The following is a 24,048-nucleotide window of genomic DNA, read 5'->3' on the forward strand; positions in this document are numbered from 1 at the left end:
ACGGACCCGGCCGCGTAAAGCGCAAGGCGCGAGGCGCAGGGCGACGATCAGAAGCGCCGGGTGACCAGCGCCCGCTTGACCTCCGCGATCGCCTTGGTGACCTCGATACCGCGCGGGCACGCGTCCGTGCAGTTGAAGGTGGTGCGGCAGCGCCACACCCCGTTCTTCTCGTTCAGGATCTCCAGCCGCTGCTCACCGCCCTCGTCGCGCGAGTCGAAGATGAAGCGGTGCGCGTTGACGATCGCGGCCGGCCCGAAGTACTGGCCGTCGTTCCAGAACACCGGGCAGGACGACGTGCACGCGGCGCACAGAATGCACTTGGTGGTGTCGTCGAACCGCTCACGGTCGGCCGCGGACTGCAACCGCTCGCGCGTCGGCTCGTTGCCCTTGGTGATCAGGAACGGCATCACGTCCCGGTACGCCTGGAAGAACGGGTCCATGTCGACCACGAGATCCTTGAGCACGGTCAGGCCCTTGATGGGCTCGATCGTGATCGGCTTCTCCGGGTTGATGTCCTTGACCAGGGTCTTGCAGGCCAGCCGGTTCTTGCCGTTGATCCGCATCGCGTCCGAGCCGCAGATGCCGTGCGCGCAGCTGCGCCGGAAGGTCAGCGAACCGTCGATCTCCCACTTGACCTTGTGCAGCGCGTCCAGGACGCGCTCCTTCGGGTCGATCGGGAGCTGGTAGTCCACCCACTGCGCCTCGGCGGCGACCTCCGGGTTGAACCGGCGGATCCGCAGGACGACGGTGATCAGGTGCTCCGCGCCGTTCTCGGCGGCGTCCAGCGCGGCCGAATGGCTGTCGAGCGTCGGGGTGCTCATCAGTACTTACGCTCCATCGGCTGGTAGCGGGTCTGCACGACCGGCTTGTAGTCGAGGCGGATCGACTCGGTGCCGTTCGCGTCCACTTCGCGGTACGCCATTGTGTGCCGCATGAAGTTGACGTCGTCGCGGGTGGGGTAGTCCTCGCGGTAGTGACCGCCGCGGGACTCCTTGCGCGCCAGGGCGGACACGGCCATCACCTCGGCCAGGTCGAGCAGGTTGCCCAGCTCGACGGCCTCCAGCAGGTCGGTGTTGAACCGCTTGCCCTTGTCCTGAATGGCGACGTCGAGGTAGCGCTCGCGCAGCTCGCCGATCTTCTCGACCGCGGTCTTGATGGTCTGCTCGGTGCGGAACACCATCACATTGGCGTCCATGCACTCCTGAAGCTCACGGCGGATGTCGTGGACCCGCTCGTTGCCGGTGGACGCGCGCAGCCGCTCGACCTGGGCGACGACCTGCGCGGCCGGGTCCTCCGGCAGCGGGACGTGGTCGTTGGCGTCGGCGTACCGCGCGGCCGCGATGCCGGAGCGGCGGCCGAAGACATTGATGTCAAGCAGCGAGTTGGTGCCGAGCCGGTTCGCGCCGTGCACGGACACACAGGCGACCTCACCGGCGGCGTAGAGCCCGGGCACGACCGTGGTGTTGTCGAGCAGCACCTCGCCCTGCACATTGGTGGGGATGCCGCCCATGGCGTAGTGCGCGGTCGGCTGGATCGGGATCGGGTCGGTGTACGGCTCGATGCCCAGGTAGGTCCGCGCGAACTCGGTGATGTCCGGGAGCTTCGCGTCGAGCTGCTCCGGCGGCAGGTGGGTGAGGTCGAGGTAGACATGGTCGCCCTCGGGACCGCAGCCGCGGCCCTCGCGGATCTCGGTGTAGATCGCCCGGGAGACGACGTCACGCGAGGCGAGGTCCTTCATGACGGGCGCGTACTTCTCCATGAAGCGCTCGCCGTCCTTGTTGCGGAGGATGCCGCCCTCACCGCGGGCGCCCTCCGTCAGCAGGATGCCCATCCGCCAGATGCCCGTCGGGTGGAACTGGAAGAACTCCATGTCCTCCAGCGGCAGTCCGCGCCGGTACACCGCGGCCTGGCCGTCACCGGTCAGGGTGTGCGCGTTGGAGGTCACCTTGAAGAACTTGCCGGTGCCGCCGGAGGCGTAGATCACGGCCTTCGCCTGGAAGACATGGATCTCGCCGGTGGCCAGCTCGTACGCCACCACGCCGGCCGAGCGCTTCACGCCGTCGACCTCGGTGAGCAGCTGGTCCAGGACGTAGAACTCGTTGAAGAACTCCACACCCTCCTTGACGCAGTTCTGATAGAGCGTCTGGAGGATCATGTGACCGGTGCGGTCGGCGGCGTAACAGGAGCGGCGTACCGCGGCCTCACCGTGGTTGCGGGTGTGACCGCCGAACCGGCGCTGGTCGATCCGGCCCTCGGGCGTCCGGTTGAACGGCAGGCCCATCCGCTCCAGGTCGAGGACCGCGTCGATGGCCTCCTTCGCCAGGATCTCGGCGGCGTCCTGGTCGACCAGGTAGTCGCCGCCCTTGATCGTGTCGAAGGTGTGCCACTCCCAGTTGTCCTCCTCGACGTTCGCCAGGGCGGCGGCCATGCCGCCCTGGGCGGCGCCGGTGTGGGAGCGGGTGGGGTAGAGCTTGGTCAGGACGGCGGTGCGGCTGCGCTTGGTGGCCTCGATGGCCGCGCGCATCCCGGCGCCGCCCGCCCCGACGATGACGGTGTCGTATGTGTGGATCTGCATGGGGTCGCTTCCCTGTTCCTGCCCTGGCTCAGCGCTTAACGGATGTTCGGGTCGAAGGTGAAGATCACCAGCGAGCCCAGCACGATGGTGAACGCCACCGCTGTGAACAGCAGCGTCTTGAGCCAGAAGCGGGTGTTCGCCTGCTCGGCGTAGTCGTTGACGACGGTCCGCAGACCGTTGCCGCCGTGCAGCATCGCCAGCCACAGCATGGCCAGGTCCCAGTACTGCCAGAACGGGGACGCCCAGCGGCCGGCGACGAACGCGAAGCCGACCTTGGTGACACCGCCGTCGAGCACGAGCTGGATCAGCAGATGGCCCAGCACCAGTACGACCAGCACCACGCCGGACAGCCGCATGAACAGCCAGCCGTACAGCTCGAAGTTGGTCCGGGTGGAGCGGGGGGTGCGGCTGGTGCGGGTGCGCGGCGGCTCGATGACGGGCGCCGGGTTGGACGGGCTGATCGCGGCGCTCGATCCGGTCAGCTGCACATCGTCTTCGGGGGTGACTTCAGTGGCCATGTGTCGTTCAGCTCCCGAACAGGACTCGTGCGGCGTGGCCGAGGACCGGGTAGATCGCGCCGACCATCAGCAGGATCCACAGGCCCATCACCCACCAGAACATCTGCTTCTGGTAACGGGCGCCCTGGGTCCAGTAGTCGACGGCGATGATCCGCAGACCGTTCAGCGCGTGGAAGAGGATCGCGGCCACCAGGCCGTATTCGAGCAGGCTGACGATCGGGGTCTTGTAGGTCGCGACGACCTTGTCGTAGTCCTCGGGTGAGACCCGCACCAGGGCGGTGTCGAGGACATGCACGAACAGGAAGAAGAAGATGAGGACACCGGTGACTCGATGAGCCACCCAGGACCACATGCCTTCCCGGCCGCGGTAAAGCGTTCCAGCCGGCACGGAAATACCCTCCGGGAGCGGGACGAGGGCTGCCGGCTTCGGTGTCGGTCACGCCCGGCCGGGTACGGTCCACCGGCCCCGGCCATCGTAGCGACGCGATGTCGGCTCAGTACCGCGGGGTAGGCCAGGTGTGATCGATCCCGCACGGTCGGGTGAACCGGCGGCTCCGGCCAGCCGCAGCAGCCGGGCCCGCCAGATCCGGCGCAGCTGCTCGGCCGTGACCACGGTTTCCTCGTCCTCGTCGTGGCCCAGCCGCTCGCGCAGGCTGGCCAGCGTCTGGTCGAGCGCGGCGGCCGGGTCGGACACGTCGAGCGCGATCAGGAAGGAGTGGCCGAACTTCGCTTCGTAAGCGGCGTACGCGGCGCGCAGCGCGGTGTGCACGGTCAGACCGCCGCGGTCGGGCAGCGGCGTGGTGGTCTCACCGGCCAGCGCCTCGGCGAGGTCGCCGGACGTCAGGTCGTACGCCGCCTCGTCGGCCGCGGCGAGCAGCGCGTCCACCGTCGGGTACGGCCGGTGCGCGGCCACCCGGCGGGCCCAGCGGTGCGAGCCGCAGCAGCCGCGCAGGGCCGCCTCGGCGGCCACGGACGGAGCCCGGTTGAGCTCGCGCAGCCCCTCGGGCGGGGTGTCGCTGGACAGCGGAGGGCTCCTGGATCACGGTGCGGCGCCCGTACGGGGACTCGTACGGACCGGTAATGCGGTTACGGCGGGGGCACTCAACTGTACGGTCGGGCCCGGATCGTGCGGAGGAGGGGGCGGTGAACTTCACCCGTACGGAGGGTGCGCGGCGGTGAGTTGACGCCCCGACGGGTCGGGGAAGAAGAGCAGGAACGGCGCCACCGCCTCAGTCCCACCAGAAGGACCACAGCCGCTCCCCGCGCAGCGCCTCCGCGTAGTCGGGGAAGGGAAACGTTCCGTCGTTGAGGTTCGCCGCGCCCGTCAGCACGTGCTCCAGCGCCACATGCGCCGCGTGCGCCGAACTCAGCGGCGGCGAGGCCACCGAGACGAACACCGACGAGCCCTCGAAGCCGATCACCCGCGCGCCGAACCGGTCCTCCCACGACCGCAGCAGCGCCGACAGCTCCAGGACGGGCACATCCGCCTCCCACCCCGCGAGCGCGGGCAGATCGGCCGACCGCTCGGCGCGCACGAGCGCGATGTGTCCGATGAAACGGGTGGTGAAGTAGTGCAGCATCTGGCCCACCGCGGCCCGCGCCACCGCGTCCGGCGACGGACCCGGGTGCGGCGCGGCGGGCGCGGCCAGCCCCGGCCAGCGGGTGAACGGCGGCCCCGGGTCGGCCAGCAGCGCCGCCAGGTCGGCGAGATCGGCCGACTCGCCCGGACGGAACTCGTCGACCGCCGGGTGCGGCGGCCGCAGCCACCGGTTCTGCTGATACGACGACCACGACTCGTGCAGCGTCTCCTCGACGTCCACGGCGGCGATCTCGGCGGGGCAGTGCCCGGCGCCGTCCGCGCACGGCCACGCCATGAGCAGCGGCAGCCAGCCCGTCGCGCGCTGCTGCTCCTGGAGCCTGGCCCACAGCCGGCTGGGCGCCACGACCGGCTCGTCGCTCACCCACAGCCCCGGTGTCGAACCGGGCAGCAGCCGACCGGAAGGCAGGCCGTCGGGAAGACGCTCCACGGGCATCGGGGCTTCCTCCACGGCGCGTGCGGCGGTCACGGCGGCCGTGAGCGGCGTTGACGACGGCCGGGGGCCGCCTCCCCCCACAGGAGCGTCCCCGGCCGCCGTCTTGTACGGCGTATCCCTCTCCAGAAGTGTCACCGGCCCGTATGAGGCAGGATGGTGCAGGTGTACGAGGGGGCGGGGCCTGAGGTGGATCTGGAGTCCGCAGTGAGTGCGGCGCAGGGCGGTGACGAGACCGCCTTCCGGGTCGTGTACCGCGCTGTGCAGCCGCAGTTGCTGCAGTACGTCCGCAGTCTGGTCGGCCCGGCCGACGCGGAGGACGTGGCGTCCGAGGCATGGCTGCAGATCGCCCGTGATCTTCCTCACTTCCGCGGCGGCGAGGGCTCGATCCGCGGCTGGGCCGCCCGGATCGCCCGCAACCGCGCGCTCGACCACATCCGCGCCCGCAGCCGCCGCCCGGTCTCCGGTGCCGGGCTCGACGAACTCGCGCAGTTGCCCGACCGGTCCGACACCGCGGGCGAGGCGCTGGACGCCGTCGCCACCGACCGGGCGCTCGCGGCCATCGCGACCCTGCCGCGCGAGCAGGCCGAGGCCGTGCTGCTGCGGGTCGTCATGGGTCTGGACTCCACCAGCGCCGCCCGGGTGCTGGGCAAGCGGGCCGGTTCGGTGCGGATGGCCACGCACCGGGGTCTGCGGCGGCTGGCCGAACTCCTGGAGAACAGCGGTGTCGACGGGCACGAGGCCGATGTGACGTTCTCCACGTCCAAGGCGCTGTGAGGGAGTGACATGAGAGACGAGTCACGACGTGACGGCGGGCGCCCCGGCAGACCCGGGCGGCCGGTCCGGCGCGGGCCGGCCCGCCGGGCGCGCGGTGCGCGCGGCGGCCACTGGCTCACCGGGCACGCCGCCGAACTCCTGCTCACCGGCCGCCGGGTCCGGCCCTCCGACGCCGAGGCGGCGGCCACGGCCGGCCGGCTGGCCCGGCTGCTGGCCGCGGCGGGCGGGCGGACGGCCGTGGAGTCGCCCGTCGGTCCGCCCGGAGTCCCGCCCAGGCCCGCGTTTCCGCCGCGCCCCGCGCTCGACCCGGCCCGTGAGGAGGCCGCGCTGGCCGCTTTCCGGGCGGCGCTCAGCACATCCCCTGCCCCGGCCCGGCGCCCGCGCCCGGCCCGCCGCCCGGTCCGGATGACGGTCGCCGCCCTGGCGTCCGCGCTCGCCCTGAGCGGGGTCGCGGTCGCGGTGGCGACCACGACGGGCAGCCTCCCGATGCCGGGGCAGGGCTCGCGTTCCGGCCCGGTGAGCAGGCCCCCGGCGGCCGTGACCCCCGAGGGCGGCAGGGCCTCCGCGCTCCCCTCCGTCCCCGCCGGCACCGGCACCCCGCCGGCCGGAACGGGCGCCGAGGGCCGGACCCAGGACCGGCGGCACACCGGCACGCCGCCGACCGGCCGTCACCTGGACGGCAAGGCGGGCGAACGGACGTCGGGCGCCGGGCGCACCGCGAAGCACCCGGAGAAGAGCGCGCGCCGGGCCGCCCGGCCGGACGCGCAGCCCGGCGCCCGGGGCGCTACGGGCCGGGGCGCGCATGTGGCGCCGGGCCACCGTCACTCCGGGCGGGGATCGGGCGTGACACTTCCGCGGCCGGATGCGCCGTAGCAAGTGGACCGACTGGTCATCGGTCCCTGTGGACCCCGGTTCTCCCCGTACCGGGGTCCGCCTACCGGGCGCGGCCGGGCGCGATTCCCCCTGCCCGGCCGCGCCCGTCGCCGTACGACGCGGTCGTCCGCGTACGGCCGTACGCCCTACGCACTGTCGGACGCGGGACGCCGCACGCGCGGTTGCGCCAAGGCTCGGTTAAGACTGAACGGGTAGGACTGTGTCCGGGACTGTGAGGAACGTCCCAGCCCGCAGCGCTGCACGGCACGCACGGCCGCCACTACAGTCCGTGGCGGGCCCTTGGAATTACTGACCAGTAACATTCAGCGGAGGCGTGAACCATGACGCGCGAGTCGGAGTCCGGTCTGCCGATCGAACCGGTGTACGGTCCTGAGGCGCTGGACGGCTGGGACGCCGGGGAGAAGCTGGGCGAGCCGGGCCGTTTCCCGTTCACCCGGGGCGTGTACCCCTCGATGTACACCGGCCGGCCGTGGACGATGCGGCAGTACGCCGGATTCGGCACGGCCTCGGAGTCCAACGCCCGCTACAAGCAGCTCATCGCCAACGGCACCATGGGTCTGTCGGTGGCCTTCGACCTGCCCACCCAGATGGGCCACGACTCCGACGCGGCCATCGCCTCCGGCGAGGTCGGCAAGGTCGGGGTCGCGATCGACTCGGTCGAGGACATGCGGGTGCTCTTCGACGGCATCCCGCTGGACAAGGTCTCCACCTCGATGACGATCAACGCGCCCGCCGCGCTGCTGCTGCTGATGTACCAGCTGGTCGGCGAGGAGCAGGGCGTGACCGCGGGCGCGCTCACCGGCACGATCCAGAACGACGTGCTCAAGGAGTACATCGCCCGCGGCACGTACATCTTCCCGCCCAAGCCCTCGCTGCGGCTGATCGCGGACATCTTCGCCTACTGCCGTACCGAGATCCCCAAGTGGAACACCATCTCGATCTCCGGCTACCACATGGCCGAGGCGGGGGCCTCCCCGGCGCAGGAGATCGCCTTCACGCTGGCCGACGGCATCGAGTACGTCCGTACCGCGCTGGCCGCGGGCATGGAGGTGGACGACTTCGCGCCGCGGCTGTCGTTCTTCTTCGTGGCGCGCACCACGATCCTGGAGGAGGTCGCCAAGTTCCGCGCGGCCCGCAGGATCTGGGCCCGGGTGATGCGCGAGGAGTTCGGCGCGAAGAACCCCAAGTCGCTGATGCTGCGCTTCCACACCCAGACCGCCGGTGTCCAGCTCACCGCCCAGCAGCCCGAGGTCAATCTCGTCCGCGTCGCCGTGCAGGGCCTGGCCGCGGTCCTCGGCGGTACCCAGTCGCTGCACACCAACTCCTTCGACGAGGCCATCGCGCTGCCCACCGACAAGTCCGCCCGCCTCGCACTGCGCACCCAGCAGGTGCTGGCCTACGAGACGGACGTCACCGCGACGGTCGACCCGTTCGCCGGCAGCTATGTCGTGGAGAAGATGACCGACGACGTCGAGGCCGCGGCGCTGGAGCTGATGGCCAAGGTCGAGGACCTGGGCGGGGCGGTCACCGCGATCGAGCACGGCTTCCAGAAGTCCGAGATCGAGCGCAACGCCTACCGCATCGCGCTGGAGACCGACGCGGGTGAGCGCATCGTGGTCGGGGTGAACCGCTTCAAGCTCGACGAGGAGGAGCCCTACGAGCCGCTGCGGGTCGACCCCGCGATCGAGGCCCAGCAGGCCGAACGGCTCAGGGTGCTGCGCGAGGCCCGCGACCAGGACGCCGTCGACCACGCCCTGGACCTGCTGCGCAAGGCGGCGGAGGGCACGGACAACGTGCTCTACCCGATGAAGGACGCGCTGCGGGCCCGGGCCACGGTGGGCGAGGTCTGCAACGCGCTGCGCGAGGTGTGGGGCACGTACATCCCCACCGACGCCTTCTGACCCCCGGCGATCCGCTGCCGGGCGGGGCTCACATGAGGTGGAGCTGCACGACGAACATCGCCACCAGGACGGCGAGCGTCCAGCCCACCACCTGCTCGACGAGATCCTTGCGGTCGCGCGGCTTCGGCCCGCCGGTACGGGCGTCGGCGCGGGGTGTGGCGTAGTCGCTCACGGGCGTCTTCCTCATCGTGTGCGGACGGCTCGGCGTCCGGCGGCTCAGCCCCCCGGCCGTCCACGATGCGTCAGCGGCCGTGCCCGGGTAAAGGGGCGAATGCCGCACTTCACGCCCAAGGTGACGTATCTCACGGGCGGGTGGACGCGCGCCGGCGCACTCGCGCCCGGCCGGGTCAGCGGGTCGCGTACGCCAGCACCTTCGGGCTCAGCAGCTCCTCGACGCTGTCCAGCAGCGCCAGGCCGGCCGCCGAGACCGAGGCCGGGTCCTGGCCGGCGCGGGTGCGCTCGCCGATCTCGCGGAAGAGCTGCTCCTGCACCCAGCCCAGTTGCGCGGCCACCAGCCGCGGCACCCGGTCGCCGGGCGCCGCGCCCGTCTCGGCGGCGAGCGTCGCCGCCAGCGCGTCGACCATCTCGCGCGCTATCGAGTCCAGTCGCACCGCGAGCGTCGGCTCGGCGCGGACCATTTCGAGGAACCGGCCGAAGCCCTGGGCGAGGCCCGGCATCCGCTCGCCGTCCCGCAGTTCGCGGCGCAGCGCGGAGAGCACCGCGGCGGCCGCCGAACGGCCCGGCGCGCGGTCGCGGACCATCTGCACCATCCGCTCCGCGGACGCCTCCTCGGGGTAGAAGACCAGGTCTTCCTTGGAGGGGAAGTACGTGTAGACGGTGTTGACGGAGACCTCGGCGGTCCTGGCCACCTCCGCGATCGTCACCCGGGCGAAGCCCTGTTCGAGGAACAGCCCGGTGGCGACCTCGGCGATGTGCCGCCGGGTCTGGCGTCTCTTCTCGTCCCGCAGTCCGACGGCGAGGATCTCCTCGGCGCGTGTCGGTTCGCGCAGCCTTCCGCGGGTGATGTCGCTCACGCTTCTATCGTAGGGCAGCGGCCGAAAAGGCCCGGCCCCCGTCCGCCGGGCCCACTGCCGGCTCCTGGGCCCCCGGCCCGCTGTCCGGCGCCCCCGGACGTCAGCGTGCCGGCGTTGCGCAGCGCGTCGGGATCGAATTGCCGCACATGGAAAAAGGCCACGATTACGGAGAGCTCGACCGCCCGCCGTACCTCGGAGAGCCCTTCCGACCCTTGGTCGTGCGAGCGTCTGTCGACTGGGTCAACGGCAGGTGAATTCCCGGTGGCGTGGGCCGGACGGGGCCGTCGTACCGGGCCTGGGCGGTACTCGTGACCAGCCGAAACGCGGGGAAACCGGGGCCTTTTCGCCGCCTGATCGTCGCGTGCCCAATTGGAGGTGTGTTGTTTACCTTCGGTTCGCCGTGAATTGGGAACCCCCACTCTTCGGCTTCCTATCGTCACCGACGTGCCCATCCGTAACACCGACCCGCTGCGGGTCACCGTGATCGCCGACTCGGACACCCGGTGGAAATGGGGTGCGCTGACCGCGCGCCGCGTCGACGCCGACGCCCGGCTCGACGCGCGGCTGCTCCGCGGCCGGGCCACGCCGACCCCGCGCCAGCTCGCCGAACTCGGCATACCCGCCGACTCCATGGTCGAGCGGACCGCCGCGGAGCTGCTGGCCGAAGTGGGCACCGACACCTGCGACATGGTCGTGCTCTCCTGCGTCGGCGGCACCGTCCAGGCCCTGCTGCACGGCTTCTCCCGGGCCTGGGCCGGCCGGCCGGACCGCCCGGTCGTGGTCACCGGGTACGTCGGGGTGGTCTACGAGAAGCTCGCCGACGGTCTGCTGCTGCGGGCCGGGGCCGATGTCGTCCTGGCCAACAGCGCCGAGGACGCCGAGCGGTTCCGGGACGTCTACGAAGGGGTCGGCCACCCGACCGGCAGCATCACCGAGACCGCGCTGCCCTTCCTCGGCGGCGACCGCTACCGCCCGGACGACGGGCGGCGGTTCACCGTCACCTTCGCCGTACAGCCCTCCGCGCCCGAGGGCCGCGCCGACCGGACGTATCTGCTGCGGCGGGCCGTCGAGCACGCCAGGCGGCGCCCGGAGCGCGAGGTGCTGGTCAAGCTGCGCAGCAAGCCGGGGGAGCACACCACGCACATCGAGGAGCACCCGTACCAGCGGCTGGTGGCCGCCCTCGACCCGCCGGAGAACGTCTCGCTCGTCTACGGGAACATGGGCGAAGTCCTCGACCGCACCGACCTGTTGGTGACGGTCAGCTCGACCGCAGCCCTGGAGTCGCTGCACCGCGCGATCCCCACGGCGATCCTCACCGACCTGGGCGTCCGCGAGGCGCTGGGCAACCACCACTTCCTCGGCTCCGGGTGCTACGCCTCCTGGGACGAGCTGGACGACGGCCATCTGCCGTCGGCCGACCCGCTGTGGACCGCCGCGCACGGGGTGGGCGGCGGCGACCCCTACGCAGCCCTGCGCTCCCGGGTCGACGCGCTGCTCGACGCGCCCGAACTGCCGCCGCTGGCCCCGTACTACACGCTGCGCACGGCCCCCGGCTACCTCCCCGGGGTGCTGGCCCGGCACGGCCTGGACCCCAAGGGCGAGCCCGTCGCCGGACTCGCCCCCCGCGAGGCGGGCCCGGTCCGCACGGCGGTACGCGAGATCGTCCGCAACTCCGCCCGCACCGCCTACCGCCAGGGCGTCCAACGCGTCGCCCCGGCCATCCGCCGCTGGGGCCAACTGTGAGCCCCCGAGTCCCCCGGGGACACCGCCCGGTTCCGTCGGCCGGATCGCCCGCCCGCGCCTGCGGCGCACACCGCCCGTTCCGGTCACCCGCGGCCGTCAGGGCAGTTCGGCTGCTCGCCCCTTGCCCGGCGGTCGGCGTCTCGCGGCGCCTTCCCGCCGCACACGCAGACCGTTCCCCACAGCCGCGACCGTCATCGGGCCGCCCGGCTCGGCCCTCCGAGCCCTGCGGCGCGCGGCTCTCCGCGACGGCCGTCGGCGATCCGCCGGAGTCGTTCCCGGCGGGCCACGCCCGTCGGCCCGCACCCGCGGCCGCAGGCCCCGGGCCGGTTGCCGGCCGGACGCCGAGGCCGCTCCCGGTGGGAGCCCGACCGTTCACCCGCGCCCTGTGGCGCGGACCCGTACAGATCCAGGAGTCAGTGACATGACGAGCGCACAACCCCGAGCGGTGGCGGACGGAGGGCCGCGGGTGCTGGCCGTCGTACCGGCCCGCGGCGGCTCCAAGGGGGTGCCCGGCAAGAACCTCGCGCCCGTCGGCGGCATACCGCTGGTGGCCCGCGCGATACGGGCCTGCGCCGGCGCCCGCCGGGTGACCGACGTGGTCGTCTCCACCGACGACGCCGCGATCGCCGAGGTCGCCCGCGCGGCCGGCGCCGCCGTCGTACTGCGGCCCGCGGCCATCGCGGGGGACACCGCGACCAGCGAGGCCGCCGTCACGCACGCCATGGACGCCCACGAGGCGATGACCGGCGCCGCCGCCGACGTCGTCCTGCTGGTCCAGTGCACCAGCCCCTTCGTCACCGCCGAGGAGATCGACGCCGTGGCGGCCGCGGTCACCGAGGACGGCGCCGACACCGCGCACACCGTCGCGCCCTTCCACGGCTTCGTGTGGCGCGCGTCCGAGGACCCCGAGGGCGCGCACGGCGTCAACCACAACCGCGCCACCCGCCCCCGTCGCCAGGACCGCCCGCAGGACCTGCTGGAGACCGGAGCCGCGTACGCCATGCGCGCCGACGGCTTCCGCGCGGCGGGCCACCGCTTCTTCGGCCGTACCACCCTGGTGCGCACCGACCCCGCGCGCGTGCTGGAGATCGACGACCCCGCCGACCTCGAACGCGCCCGCGCCCTGGCGCCGTTGCTCGACGCGGCGGCCGCCACCACCCCGACCCGCGACGACATCGACGCGGTCGTACTCGACTTCGACGGCACCCAGACCGACGACCGGGTGTCGATCGACTCCGACGGACGCGAGACCGTCACCGTGCACCGCGGCGACGGGCTCGGGATCGCGGCCCTGCGCCGCGCGGGCCTGCCCGTCCTCATCCTGTCCACCGAGACCAACCCGGTCGTCGCCGCCCGCGCCCGCAAGCTCGGCGTGCCCGTGCTGCACGGCATCGACCGCAAGGACCTCGCGCTCAAGCAGTGGTGCGAGGAGCACGGCGTCGCGCCCGAGCGGGTGCTCTACGCGGGCAACGACGTCAACGACCTGCCCTGCTTCGGCATGGTCGGCTGGCCCGTCGCGGTCGCCGGCGCCCACGACGTGGTACGGGCCGCGGCCCGCGCCGTCACCGCTGCCGACGGCGGCCGCGGCGCGATCCGCGAGATAGCCGCCTGGCTGCTCGGCCCCACCCTCGCCCGCTGACCGGCACTCCTCTTCACACCCCTTTCCACCCAAGTCCCGAGACACCTAAGGAACACCCGTGAGCACCTCCCTCCCCGCCAACCCCCGTCGCGTCGGCTCCCGCCAGATCGGCAACGGCCAGCCCGTCTACATCACGGGCGAGATCGGCATCAACCACAACGGCGACCTGGAGAACGCGTTCTCCCTCATCGACGCGGCCGTCGCCGCGGGCTGCGACGCGGTCAAGTTCCAGAAGCGCACCCCGGAGATCTGCACCCCCCGCGACCAGTGGGAGATCGAACGCGACACCCCCTGGGGCCGGATGACGTACATCGACTACCGGCACCGGGTGGAGTTCGACGAGAGCGGCTACCGGGCGATAGACGAGTACTGCCGCAAGCACGGCATCGACTGGTTCGCCTCCCCGTGGGACGTCGAGTCCGTCGCCTTCCTGGAGAAGTTCGACGTGCCCGTGCACAAGGTCGCCTCCGCCTGTCTGACCGACGACGACCTGCTGCGCGCCCTGCGCGCCACCGGCCGTACGGTCATCCTGTCCACCGGCATGTCGACGCCCCGGCAGATCCGCCACGCGGTCGAGGTGCTCGGCAGCGACAACATCGTGCTGTGCCACGCCACTTCGACGTACCCGGCCAAGCACGAAGAGCTCAACCTGCGGATGATCAACACCCTGCGGGCCGAGTACCCGAACGTGCCGGTCGGCTACTCCGGCCACGAGGTCGGCCTTCAGACCACCCTCGCGGCGGTCGCGCTCGGCGCGGTCTTCATCGAGCGGCACATCACCCTCGACCGCGCGATGTGGGGCTCCGACCAGGCCGCCTCCGTCGAGTCGCAGGGCCTGGAGCGCCTGGTGCGCGACATCCGCATCATCGAGACCTCCCTCGGCGACGGCGTCAAGAAGGTCTACGAGGGCGAGCTCGGCCCCATGAAGAAGCTGCGCCGGGTGCCCGGTGTGATCGCCGAGTCCGAGGGTGCGAACGAGTCCGAGGGCGCGAACGCCTGAACCAGTCGGTACGCGGGCGGCGGCGCCCACCGGCACCAGGGACCAGCACGCGGCTCGTACCGGACATCGGGCGGGCCGCCACCAAGGCGGCGAGGAGGGGCGGGGCGATGACACGGCGGCCGGGTACGACCGGGGGGAGGCCCGCACCGGGCGCCGGAGTCGTCGCGCTGGTCGAGTCACCCGTCCAGCTCCTCAACGTCCTGGAGTGGGCGCACGTCGACCCGCCCGCGCCCCGGGGCGCGGGCGGGTCGCGGCCGACGACGGTGGTGGTGCTCGCGCCCGCCGACCCGATGAGCCGCGGCCAGTTGCGCCGGATGGCCGAACTCGCCCGCGACGAGGGCATGACCGTCCGCTGGTACGAGGCGCGCGGCGGCCGCGGCGGGCTGCTCCGTACGGCGCTGGCGCTCGCGCCGACACTGCTGCGGGTGGAACGGCTGGTGATCGGCGATCCGTTCTCCCGGCTGGTGCAGGTGCTGCTGCCGCTGTGCCGGACCCGGGAGCTGACCGTCGTGGACGACGGCACGGCCACCATGGAGTTCACCGAGATCCTTCAGCGCGGCGGGCGGCTGGTGCGCTGGCACCGCAGCGGGCGCCGCCGATCGCCGGGCGAGGTGGCCTTCGGGCTCTTCGCGTCGGCCGCGCGGCGCCGGCTGACGCCCGGCCGGCGCAGCCGGGTCGAGCTGTTCAGCGCGATGCCGGCCACCCCGCCGGCCGGGATGGCGCTGCGCGCCAACCGCTTCGCCTGGACCCGCAGCCGCTTCGGGCCGCCGCGGGTCCTGGCGGGCACGGACCTGATCGGCACGTCGCTGGTCGAGACGGGCGTGATCGACCCCGAGCGGTATGTGGCGGTGGTCCGCGCACTGGCCCAGCGGCACGGCGCCACACGGTACTTCGCGCACCGGCGGGAGGCCGAGGACAAGCTCGCGCGGCTGGCCGCGGAGGCGGGCCTTGAGGTCGTACGGCCCGATCTGCCGCTCGAACTCGTCGCCCGGCGCGGACCGGTGGGGCGGACGGTGCTGTCCTTCCCCTCGACGGTGGTCCACACCTTGCCGCTGGCGCTGGCCGGGGTGGGGGTCGAGGTGGTGGTCTGCGGAGTCGACGACGAGTGGCTGGCACCGGGCGCTTCGGCGCGGGCTCGGACGTTCCTGTCGGAGATCGCCGACGTCGCACGCCCCTGAGGCCGCCGACTCCCTCGGCGTCCCGGCGCGGGCACCCCCCGCACGGAGGCGTCCCGGCGCGGGCGCTCTCCGCGCGGAGACTGACAGGCCGTCACAACACGGCCGCAACAATCCACCCGTAGGGTGGGACGACCGGGCGCGCGTCACCCCATCCGCGTGCCGGCAGGACGACGCGCCACCCCGTCAGCGCGCTCATATGGCAACGCTCCCCACAAAGGCCCCCGAGGAAGCCGACGTGTGCGCCGATCGGGCGACTCCCCCTCCTCCCCCCGCATCATTTATTCCCGATCTTGTAAGAGGAGCCGGTCGTGGGGCATACCCTGACTGAGGTGAACGACTCACCCGCAGCGCCGTCCGGCGCGCTGTCCGAAGCCGCACTGTCCGAGGTCGCACTGCCCGAAGACCTGCGCGCCGAACTCATCGCCTTCCGCCGTGATCTGCACCGTCACCCCGAGCTGGGCCGGCAGGAGTTCCGTACGACCGAGCAGGTCAGGGCCCGCCTGGAGCAGGCCGGACTGACTCCGCGCGTGCTCCCCAACGGCACCGGCCTGGTGTGCGACATCGGCCCCACCGACCCCGCCCGCGGCCGCCTCGCGCTGCGCGCCGACCTCGACGCGCTCCCTGTGCCGGACACCAAGACCGTGGAGTACCGCTCCACCGTCGAGGGCCGCGCCCACGCCTGCGGGCACGATGTGCACACCAGCATCGTGCTGGGCACCGGACTCGTACTGGCGGACCTGGCGCGGGCCGGACGGCTGCCGCGACCGGTCCGGCTGGTCTTCCAGGCCGCCGAGGAGATCATGCCCGGCGGCGCGCTCGACGCGATCAAGGCCGGTGTGCTCGACGGGGTGGAACGTATCTTCGCCGTCCACTGCGACCCCAAGGTCGACGTCGGGAAGATCGGGCTGCGGCAGGGCGCGATCACCTCGGCCGCCGACAAGCTCAAGCTCTCGCTCGACGGCCCCGGCGGCCACAGCGCCCGTCCGCATCTGACCACCGACCTGGTGATGGCCGCCGCCAAGATGGCCACCGAACTGCCGGCCGCGCTCAGCCGCCGGGTCGACCCGCGCTCCGGGCTCAGCATCGTCTGGGGCCGGATCGAGGCCGGGCATGTGGCGAACGTCATCCCGCAGCACGCCGAACTGGAGGGCACCGTCCGCTGCCTGGACCTGTCCGCCTGGCACGACGCACCCGACCTCGTGCACGAGGTGATCGACCAGATCGCCGCGATGTACCGGGCCAAGTGCGAGATCACCTATCAGCGCGGGGTGCCGCCGGTGGTCAACGAGGCGACGTCCGTGGAGGCGCTGCGGGACGCGATGATCACCCGCTACGGCACCCACGCCGTCGAGGACACCGAGCAGAGCCTGGGCGGCGAGGACTTCTCGTGGTACCTGGAGCGCGTCCCGGGCGCGCTGGCCCGGCTCGGTGTGCGGACCGTCGGGGACCAGACGAAGCGGGATCTCCACCAGGGCGACTTCGACGTCGACGAGGGGGCCATCGCGGTCGGTGTGGAGCTCTTCACCACGGCTGCGCTGCTGTCCTGACCACGGGTGATCCCGTGGTCACGAGGCCCTGACCTGGCTGGAATGCGTCGATCCGATAACGGGTCCTCATTCGGTCTTTACCTGACATCTACGCGCGTTAAGCTCCCGCTTAGCCAGCGCCGGACGGGGCGCTTCCAACCGAAGGGGACCCTCTTGCGCCGGGTATCCAAGATCGCTGCCGCGGGCGTGGTGTCCGCGGCTCTCGCGCTCACTGCGACCGCGTGTGGCAGTAGCTCCACCTCGGGCAGTGGCAAGGACAAGGGCGTCGGCATGGCCTACGACGTCGGCGGTCGAGGTGACCACTCCTTCAACGACTCCGCGGCCCGTGGCATGGACAAGGCCACCAAGGAGTTCAAGCTCGGGGACAAGGAACAGACGGCCAGCAACGACGAGACCGAGTCCGACCGCGAGCAGCGCCTCGATCTGCTCGCGGGCGGTGGCTACAACCCGGTCATCGCCGTCGGCTACACCTATGGTGACGCCGTCGCGAAGATGGCCAAGAAGTACCCGAAGGTCACCTTCGGCCTGGTCGACTCGGTGGTGGACGCGCCGAACGTCGACAGCATGGTGTTCGCCACCGAGCAGAGCTCGTACCTCGCCGGTGTGGCCGCCGCGCTGAAGACCAAGACCGGCAAGGTCGGCTTCATAGGCGGCGTGCACAACACCCTGATCGGCACCTTCGACGCCGGCTTCGCGCAGGGCGTCAAGGACACCGACCCGAAGGTCGAGCTCACTCGACAGTACCTCTATGAGACAGACGCCCGGGGCTTCAACGACCCGGCGGCGGCAGCGGGCAAGGCCAAGGGCATGCTCGACAAGGGCATCGACGTGATCTACACCGCCGCCGGCCTGTCCGGCGACGGTTCGATCCAGACGGTGGCGGCCAAGCCGGGCACCTGGGCGATCGGCGTCGACTCCGACCAGTACGGCGACCCCGCGCTGGCGAAGTACAAGGACCACATCCTGACCTCGGCGGTGAAGAACGTCGATGTCGCGGTGTACGACCTGATCAAGTCGGTCCACGACGGCAAGGCCAAGACGGGCACCAACTCGTACGACCTGGCCAACGACGGTGTGTCGCTTGCCACCTCCGGCGGCTACATCGACGACATCAAGTCGCAGCTGGACGCGGCCCGGCAGAAGATCGTCTCGAAGTCCATCACGGTCAGCTCCACTCCGTGACGCACGGCGAGTGAATCGGTACGGCGACTGAATCATGGACCGTCCCGGTGCGACTCGACCGGAACGGCCCGGAGGCTCGGCGGGGGATGCCGCAACACCCCCGCCGGGCCTCGATCCCTGTGCAGCGCCCCCCTGTGTCCCCCCTGTGCGCGGGAGTATGGATCCCCTCACGCTACGCGCGTAGATCAACTTTTCCGCGATACCTTCACCACCACCCGCCCCGAGCCTCCCCCCGCGAGGAGAGTGCGCCATCAACGCCTCCACGAGTCCCCCCGCCGTTGAGTTGCGCGGCATCACCAAACGCTTCCCCGGCGTCGTCGCCAACCACGACATCGACATCACCGTGCACAGCGGCACCGTGCACGCCCTCGTGGGCGAGAACGGCGCCGGCAAGTCCACCCTGATGAAGATCCTCTACGGCATGCAGAAGCCGGACGAGGGCACCATCGCCGTCAACGGTGAGCAGGTCTCCTTCGGCGACCCCGGCGACGCCATCGCCCGCGGGATCGGCATGGTGCACCAGCACTTCATGCTCGCCGACAACCTCACCGTGCTGGAGAACATCGTGCTGGGCAGCGAGAAGCTGTACGGCATCGGCGGCCGGGCGCGCGCGAAGATCGAGGAGATCTCGGACGCGTACGGCCTCGGGGTACGGCCCGGCGCCCTGGTGGAGGATCTCGGCGTCGCCGACCGCCAGCGGGTGGAGATCCTCAAGGTCCTCTACCGCGGCGCGCGCATCCTCATCCTCGACGAACCCACGGCGGTCCTGGTCCCCCAGGAGGTCGACGCGCTCTTCGACAACCTGCGCGGACTGAAGTCCGAGGGCCTGACCGTCATCTTCATCTCGCACAAGCTCGGCGAGGTGCTGTCGGTCGCCGACGACATCACGGTCATCCGGCGGGGCACGACGGTCGGCAGCGCCGACCCGGCGCACACCACCGCCAAGCAGCTCGCCGAGCTGATGGTCGGCAGCGAGCTGCCCTCGCCCGAGACCCGCGAGTCCACCGTCACCACCGAGCCGATGCTCACCGTGGACGGCCTGCGGCTGGCCGCCGTCGACCCCGACGGCGTCGCCCGTACGGTCCTGGACGACATCGCCTTCACCATCCACAAGGGCGAGGTGCTGGGCATCGCGGGTGTCGAGGGCAACGGCCAGGCCGAACTCGTCGAGGCCATCATGGGCATGCGGGCCCTGGACGGCGGTTCGCTGGTCCTGGACGGCCGGGACATGTCCCACACCCCCACCCGGGGTCGCCGCGAGGACGGCATCGGCTACATCCCCGAGGACCGGCACCGCCACGGTCTGCTGCTCGAAGCGCCGCTTTGGGAGAACCGCATCCTCGGCCACGTCACCGAGCGGCCCAACAGCCGCGGCTTCCTCCTCGACACCGGGGCCGCCCGCCGTGACACCGAGCGGATCGTCCAGGAGTACGACGTCCGTACCCCCGGCATCGAGGTCACCGCGGCCTCGCTGTCCGGCGGGAACCAGCAGAAGCTGATCGTCGGCCGTGAGATGAGCCACCTGCCCAAGCTGCTGATAGCCGCGCATCCCACCCGAGGGGTGGACGTCGGCGCGCAGGCGCAGATCTGGGACCAGATCCGCGCGGCCCGCCGCGACGGCCTGGCCGTACTGCTGATCTCGGCCGACCTGGACGAGCTGATCGGCCTGTCCGACACGCTGCGGGTGATGTACCGGGGCCGGCTGGTCGCCGACGCCGACCCCGCCACCATCACCCCGGAGGAGCTGGGCTCCGCCATGACCGGCGCCGCCTCCGGCACCCTCACGGCCGAGGGCGCCGACGGGCCGGGGACGGAATCCGGTTCCGGGGCGACACCCTCCGGCCGGGCCGACACCACCGAATCCGGGTCCGACCAGTCCGGTTCCGACGACCCCGGTGACTCCGGGTCCCACCAGTCCGGGGGAGAGGACCGATGAAGAAGTTCGACAAGGACCGGGCGATCCTGGGGATCGCCGCGCCCGTGCTGGCCGTCGTCGGGGCGCTGATCGTCACCGCCCTGGTGCTGCTGGCCACCGGCAAGGAGCCGTTCCACGCGTTCAACGTGATGGTGGACTACGGCAGCAAGACCGACAGCCAGGTCTACATCCTCAACAAGGCGACGACCTACTACCTCGCCGGTCTCGCGGTGGCCATCGGCTTCCGGATGAACCTGTTCAACATCGGCGTGGACGGCCAGTACCGGCTCGCCGCGTTCTTCGCCGCCGCGGTCGGCGGCGCGATGTCGATCCCGGGCGTCATCCAGATCCCGGTCATCATCCTGACCGCCATGGCGGTCGGCGCGATCTGGGCGGCCATCGCGGGTGTCCTCAAGGTGACCCGAGGGGTCAGCGAGGTCATCTCCACGATCATGCTGAACTCGATCGCGGGCATCGTGATCGGCTACTTCCTGCAAGGCGGCAGGCTCGGCGTGCTCGACAAGGACGCCAACATGGTCTCCACCAAGCCGCTGCCGTCCTCCAGCCATCTGTTCAACTTCCAGACCTCCACCGACCCGGTCGTCGGCTTCATCGTCTTCGCGGTCCTGGCCGGCGCCGTCTACTGGTTCGTGCTCGCCCGCACCCGCTTCGGCTTCGACCTGCGCGCGGTGGGCCGCTCCCAGTCCGCCGCCGAGGCCAGCGGCGTCAGCGTCAAGCGGATGGTCGTCACCAGCATGCTGATCTCCGGCGCCATGGCGGGCCTGGTCGGTATGCCCACACTGCTCAACCAGTCGCACGACTACGGCACCGACTTCCCGACCGGCATCGGCTTCACCGGTATCGCGGTCGCCCTGCTCGGCCGCAACAACCCGATCGGCATCGCGGTCGGCGCCCTGCTCTGGGCCTTCCTCGAACGCGCCTCCAACGGCCTGGAGTTCGAGGGCTACGACAAGGAGATCGTCGGCGTGATCCAGGGCGTGATCGTGCTCGCCGTGGTCATCGCCTACGAACTCGTCCGCCGCTACGGACTCACCCGGCAGCAACGCCAGGTCGGCGCGGAACTCGCCGCCGCCGGTTCCGACGACAAGCAGGAGGTGTCGGCGTGACTGCCACCGCTACCCAGACCCCGCCGCCTGCCGCGCCCAAACTGCGGGGCGGCGGAGGAAAAGGCCGGATCAAGCTCACCCTCCCGGTGATCCTGCTGATCATCGCCGGAGCCCTCATCGCGGTCTCCGCGGTACGTGCCATCACCGGCGCCGAGGACGTCACCTCCTCCGGGCAGATCGCCGGGGCGCTGTCCGGCGCCGTGCCCATCGGTCTCGCGGGCCTCGCGGGCCTGTGGTCGGAGCGGGCCGGAGTGGTCAACATCGGCCTTGAGGGCATGATGATCCTCGGTACGTTCTTCGGCGCGTGGGCCGGCTGGCAGACCAACCCCTGGATCGGCGTCCTGGCCGGTGTGCTCGGCGGCGCGGCCGGCGGCCTGGTGCACGCGATCGTCACCGTCACCTTCGGCGTCGACCACATCATCGCCGGTGTGGCGATGAACATCCTCGCCACCGGAGTCACCGCCTATCTCGCCAAGCGCTGGTTCAACGTCGGCGAGGCGGCTGAGAAGGGCGGCAGCCCCAAGCAGTCCCCACCGATGGGTGACATCAAGGACTTCACGGTGCCAGGGCTCTCGCACTGGCTCGGGACGGTGGAGAAACATCACTGGTTCCTGGTCTCCGACCTCGCCGGGCTGGTCGGCGGCCTGGTCACCGGGATCTCCGCGCTGACCCTGCTGGCCGTGGTGCTCTTCGTCGGCACGTTCTTCGTCCTGTGGCGCACGTCCTTCGGTCTGCGGCTGCGGTCCTGCGGCGAGAACCCGGTGGCCGCCGAGTCGTTGGGCGTCAATGTGTACACGTACAAGTACGCGGCCGTCATCGTCTCGGGCGCGCTGGCCGGACTCGGCGGTGTCTTCCTCGCCATCGGCACGCACTTCTATCTCGCCGGGCAGACCGGCGGGCGCGGCTACATCGGTCTGGCCGCGATGATCTTCGGCAACTGGCGGCCCGGCGGACTCGCCATGGGCGCGGGCCTGTTCGGCTACGCAGACAGCCTGCAACTGCGCAACGGCGGCCCCTCGGTGCACGCGCTCCTCCTGCTGCTCGCGCTGCTGCTGCTCGCCATGGGCCTGTGGAAGTTCTACCGCCGGGCGTTTGTCGGCGCGGCCGTCGCCACGGGCTTCGCGGTCCTGCTGGCGGTCTGGTACATGCTCACCGACACCGTGCCGGACCAGGTGGTCCAGGCGACGCCGTACGTGGCCACGCTGCTGGTCATGGGGCTGTCCGCGCAACGGCTGCGGATGCCCAAGGCGGACGGTGTCCCCTATCGGAAGGGCCAGGGCGGATGACGGACACGACAGTGGACTGGGAGGCGCTGCGCGGCGCGGCCCGGGAGGTCATGGGACGGGCGTACGTGCCCTACTCCCGCTTCCCGGTCGGCGCCGCGGCCCTGGCCGACGACGGCCGGGTGGTCGTCGGCTGCAACGTGGAGAACGCGGCCTACGGGGTCGCGCTGTGCGCCGAGTGCGGGCTCGTCTCGGCGCTGCACGCCTCCGGCGGCGGACGGCTGACCGCCTTCACCTGTGTCGACCTGCGGGGCAACGTCCTGATGCCGTGCGGCCGGTGCAGGCAGCTGCTCTGGGAGCACGGCGGGCCGGAACTGCTGGTCGACACCGTCCGGGGCGTCAGGCCCATGAGCGACGTTCTGCCCGACGCGTTCGGGCCCGAAGATCTCAACCGCTAGGAACCCTGTCTCATGGACGCCATTTCCGTCATCCGTACCAAGCGCGACCGCGGCCGGCTCAGCGACGAGCAGATCGACTGGGTGATCGACGCCTACACCCGTGGCGAGGTCGCCGACGAGCAGATGTCCGCGCTCGCCATGGCGATCCTGCTCAACGGCATGGACCGCGCCGAGATCGCCCGCTGGACCGCGGCGATGATCGCGTCCGGCGAGCGGATGGACTTCTCCGGCCTGGCCCGGCCCACCGCGGACAAGCACTCCACCGGGGGCGTCGGCGACAAGATCACGCTGCCGCTCGCGCCCCTGGTCGCCGCGTGCGGCGCGGCCGTGCCGCAGCTGTCCGGGCGCGGGCTCGGGCACACCGGCGGGACGCTGGACAAGCTGGAGTCCATCCCCGGCTGGCGGGCCTCGCTCAGCAACGAGGAGGTGCTGTCCGTCCTCGGCGACGTGGGCGCGGTGATCTGCGCCGCCGGTGACGGCCTCGCGCCCGCCGACAAGAAGCTCTACGCGCTGCGCGACGTGACGGGGACGGTCGAGGCCATCCCGCTGATCGCCTCCTCGATCATGTCCAAGAAGATCGCCGAGGGGACCGGTTCGCTGGTCCTCGATGTGAAGGTCGGGTCCGGGGCGTTCATGAAGTCCCTCGACGACGCCCGGGAGCTGGCCGCGACGATGGTCGGCCTCGGTACCGACCACGGGGTGCGGACGGTGGCGCTGCTCACCGACATGTCCGTACCACTCGGGCTGACGGCGGGCAACGCGCTCGAAGTCCGCGAATCCGTCGAGGTGCTGGCCGGCGGCGGGCCCGCGGATGTGGTCGAACTGACGCTGGCGCTGGCCCGGGAGATGCTGGACGCGGCCGGTCTGCCGGACGCGGACCCGGCCAAGGCGCTCGCCGACGGTTCGGCCATGGACGCCTGGCGGCGGATGATCCGCGCGCAGGGCGGCGACCCGGACGCGCCGCTGCCGGTCGCCCGGGAGCGGCAGGTCGTCCGCGCCGAGTCCTCCGGCGTCCTCACCCGGCTCGACGCCTACGGGGTCGGGGTCGCCGCCTGGCGGCTGGGCGCCGGACGCGCCCGCAAGGAGGACGCGGTGCAGGCCGGGGCCGGCGTCGAACTCCACGCCAAGCCGGGGGAGTCGGTGGTCGCCGGGCAGCCGCTGCTCACCCTGCACACCGACACCCCGGAGAAGTTCGGCTACGCCCAGGAGGCGTTGGCGGACGCGGTGACGGTCTCCCCGGCGGACACCGCCTTCACCCCGACCCCGATCCTGCTGGACCGCATCGCGTAGGGCGGGGGTCCCGGCAC

General features: G+C 71.7%; 22 protein-coding genes. 14 read left to right on the forward strand and 8 right to left on the reverse strand.

Going from position 1 to position 24,048, the window contains the following annotated elements; all coding sequences use genetic code 11:
* Positions 1–47 precede the first annotated feature (47 nt).
* The 6 genes from OHA30_RS22560 to OHA30_RS22585 all read right to left on the reverse strand — a co-directional run bounded on the left by OHA30_RS22560 (position 48) and on the right by OHA30_RS22585 (position 5,126).
* Positions 48–821 (reverse strand): succinate dehydrogenase iron-sulfur subunit, encoded by a 774-nt coding sequence (locus OHA30_RS22560; protein ID WP_328915670.1) that lies wholly within the window; start codon positions 819–821, stop codon positions 48–50.
* Positions 821–2,575: a succinate dehydrogenase flavoprotein subunit gene (gene sdhA / locus OHA30_RS22565; RefSeq protein WP_328915671.1), complete on the reverse strand. Its 1,755-nt coding sequence runs from the start codon at positions 2,573–2,575 to the stop codon at positions 821–823. Before sdhA ends, OHA30_RS22560 begins: the two co-directional genes overlap by 1 nt.
* Positions 2,576–2,610: 35 nt before the next feature.
* On the reverse strand, positions 2,611–3,093 hold the full coding sequence (locus OHA30_RS22570) for a succinate dehydrogenase hydrophobic membrane anchor subunit (RefSeq protein WP_328915672.1): 483 nt from the start codon (positions 3,091–3,093) through the stop codon (positions 2,611–2,613).
* 7 nt (positions 3,094–3,100) lie between these two features.
* The gene (gene sdhC, locus OHA30_RS22575) at positions 3,101–3,481 is read right to left on the reverse strand and encodes a succinate dehydrogenase, cytochrome b556 subunit (RefSeq protein ID WP_328915673.1); all 381 of its coding nucleotides are present in this window, start codon (positions 3,479–3,481) and stop codon (positions 3,101–3,103) included.
* A 48-nt stretch (positions 3,482–3,529) separates the two neighbouring features.
* Positions 3,530–4,117, reverse strand: coding sequence for a 2-oxo-4-hydroxy-4-carboxy-5-ureidoimidazoline decarboxylase (locus tag OHA30_RS22580; protein ID WP_443045134.1), 588 nt, complete (start codon positions 4,115–4,117; stop codon positions 3,530–3,532).
* Between the two features lie 205 nt (positions 4,118–4,322).
* Positions 4,323–5,126, reverse strand: a complete 804-nt coding sequence (locus OHA30_RS22585; RefSeq protein ID WP_328915675.1) for a DUF4253 domain-containing protein — start codon at positions 5,124–5,126, stop codon at positions 4,323–4,325.
* A gap of 153 nt (positions 5,127–5,279) precedes the next feature.
* On the opposite strand from OHA30_RS22585, the gene OHA30_RS22590 reads away from it, so the two are divergent.
* From OHA30_RS22590 to OHA30_RS22600, 3 genes are all read left to right on the forward strand, one after another.
* Positions 5,280–5,900, forward strand: a complete 621-nt coding sequence (locus OHA30_RS22590) for an RNA polymerase sigma factor (RefSeq protein WP_405785417.1) — start codon at positions 5,280–5,282, stop codon at positions 5,898–5,900.
* A gap of 9 nt (positions 5,901–5,909) precedes the next feature.
* The gene (locus tag OHA30_RS22595) at positions 5,910–6,773 is read left to right on the forward strand and encodes a hypothetical protein (protein WP_328915677.1); all 864 of its coding nucleotides are present in this window, start codon (positions 5,910–5,912) and stop codon (positions 6,771–6,773) included.
* A gap of 341 nt (positions 6,774–7,114) precedes the next feature.
* Positions 7,115–8,695 (forward strand): acyl-CoA mutase large subunit family protein, encoded by a 1,581-nt coding sequence (locus OHA30_RS22600; protein WP_328915678.1) that lies wholly within the window; start codon positions 7,115–7,117, stop codon positions 8,693–8,695.
* A 28-nt stretch (positions 8,696–8,723) separates the two neighbouring features.
* Here the strand turns inward: OHA30_RS22600 and OHA30_RS22605 are convergent, their stop codons facing one another.
* Both OHA30_RS22605 and OHA30_RS22610 read right to left on the reverse strand, forming a co-directional pair.
* Entirely contained in the window at positions 8,724–8,867 is a 144-nt protein-coding gene (locus OHA30_RS22605; RefSeq protein ID WP_328915679.1) for an SCO1431 family membrane protein, read from the reverse strand.
* A 175-nt stretch (positions 8,868–9,042) separates the two neighbouring features.
* The gene (locus OHA30_RS22610) at positions 9,043–9,729 is read right to left on the reverse strand and encodes a TetR/AcrR family transcriptional regulator (RefSeq protein WP_328915680.1); all 687 of its coding nucleotides are present in this window, start codon (positions 9,727–9,729) and stop codon (positions 9,043–9,045) included.
* Positions 9,730–10,173: 444 nt separating this feature from the next.
* On the opposite strand from OHA30_RS22610, the gene OHA30_RS22615 reads away from it, so the two are divergent.
* The 11 genes from OHA30_RS22615 to OHA30_RS22665 all read left to right on the forward strand — a co-directional run bounded on the left by OHA30_RS22615 (position 10,174) and on the right by OHA30_RS22665 (position 24,031).
* Complete coding sequence (locus OHA30_RS22615) at positions 10,174–11,472, forward strand: DUF6716 putative glycosyltransferase (protein ID WP_328915681.1); 1,299 nt, start codon at positions 10,174–10,176, stop codon at positions 11,470–11,472.
* Between the two features lie 421 nt (positions 11,473–11,893).
* Entirely contained in the window at positions 11,894–13,111 is a 1,218-nt protein-coding gene (locus OHA30_RS22620) for an acylneuraminate cytidylyltransferase (RefSeq protein WP_328915682.1), read from the forward strand.
* 58 nt (positions 13,112–13,169) lie between these two features.
* Entirely contained in the window at positions 13,170–14,111 is a 942-nt protein-coding gene (locus tag OHA30_RS22625) for an N-acetylneuraminate synthase family protein (RefSeq protein WP_328915683.1), read from the forward strand.
* 107 nt (positions 14,112–14,218) lie between these two features.
* On the forward strand, positions 14,219–15,289 hold the full coding sequence (locus OHA30_RS22630; RefSeq protein WP_328915684.1) for a hypothetical protein: 1,071 nt from the start codon (positions 14,219–14,221) through the stop codon (positions 15,287–15,289).
* A gap of 329 nt (positions 15,290–15,618) precedes the next feature.
* A complete protein-coding gene (locus tag OHA30_RS22635) occupies positions 15,619–16,836 on the forward strand; it encodes a M20 family metallopeptidase (protein WP_405785415.1) in 1,218 nt (405 codons plus the stop codon).
* A gap of 153 nt (positions 16,837–16,989) precedes the next feature.
* Positions 16,990–18,018 carry a BMP family lipoprotein gene (locus OHA30_RS22640; RefSeq protein ID WP_328915685.1) on the forward strand — a complete coding sequence of 343 codons (1,029 nt, stop codon included), beginning with the start codon at positions 16,990–16,992 and terminating at the stop codon, positions 18,016–18,018.
* Between the two features lie 250 nt (positions 18,019–18,268).
* Positions 18,269–19,954 (forward strand): ABC transporter ATP-binding protein, encoded by a 1,686-nt coding sequence (locus OHA30_RS22645; RefSeq protein ID WP_328917954.1) that lies wholly within the window; start codon positions 18,269–18,271, stop codon positions 19,952–19,954.
* Complete coding sequence (locus OHA30_RS22650; RefSeq protein WP_328915686.1) at positions 19,951–21,060, forward strand: ABC transporter permease; 1,110 nt, start codon at positions 19,951–19,953, stop codon at positions 21,058–21,060. The genes OHA30_RS22645 and OHA30_RS22650 overlap by 4 nt, the downstream gene beginning before the upstream one ends.
* Positions 21,057–22,346, forward strand: a complete 1,290-nt coding sequence (locus OHA30_RS22655; protein ID WP_328915687.1) for an ABC transporter permease — start codon at positions 21,057–21,059, stop codon at positions 22,344–22,346. Before OHA30_RS22650 ends, OHA30_RS22655 begins: the two co-directional genes overlap by 4 nt.
* Entirely contained in the window at positions 22,343–22,741 is a 399-nt protein-coding gene (locus OHA30_RS22660) for a cytidine deaminase (protein ID WP_328915688.1), read from the forward strand. The genes OHA30_RS22655 and OHA30_RS22660 overlap by 4 nt, the downstream gene beginning before the upstream one ends.
* A 12-nt stretch (positions 22,742–22,753) precedes the next feature.
* Positions 22,754–24,031: a thymidine phosphorylase gene (locus OHA30_RS22665; protein WP_328915689.1), complete on the forward strand. Its 1,278-nt coding sequence runs from the start codon at positions 22,754–22,756 to the stop codon at positions 24,029–24,031.
* The last annotated feature ends 17 nt before the right edge of the window (positions 24,032–24,048 follow it).

This window comes from Streptomyces sp. NBC_00223 (assembly GCF_036199905.1).
GTDB lineage: Bacteria > Actinomycetota > Actinomycetes > Streptomycetales > Streptomycetaceae > Actinacidiphila.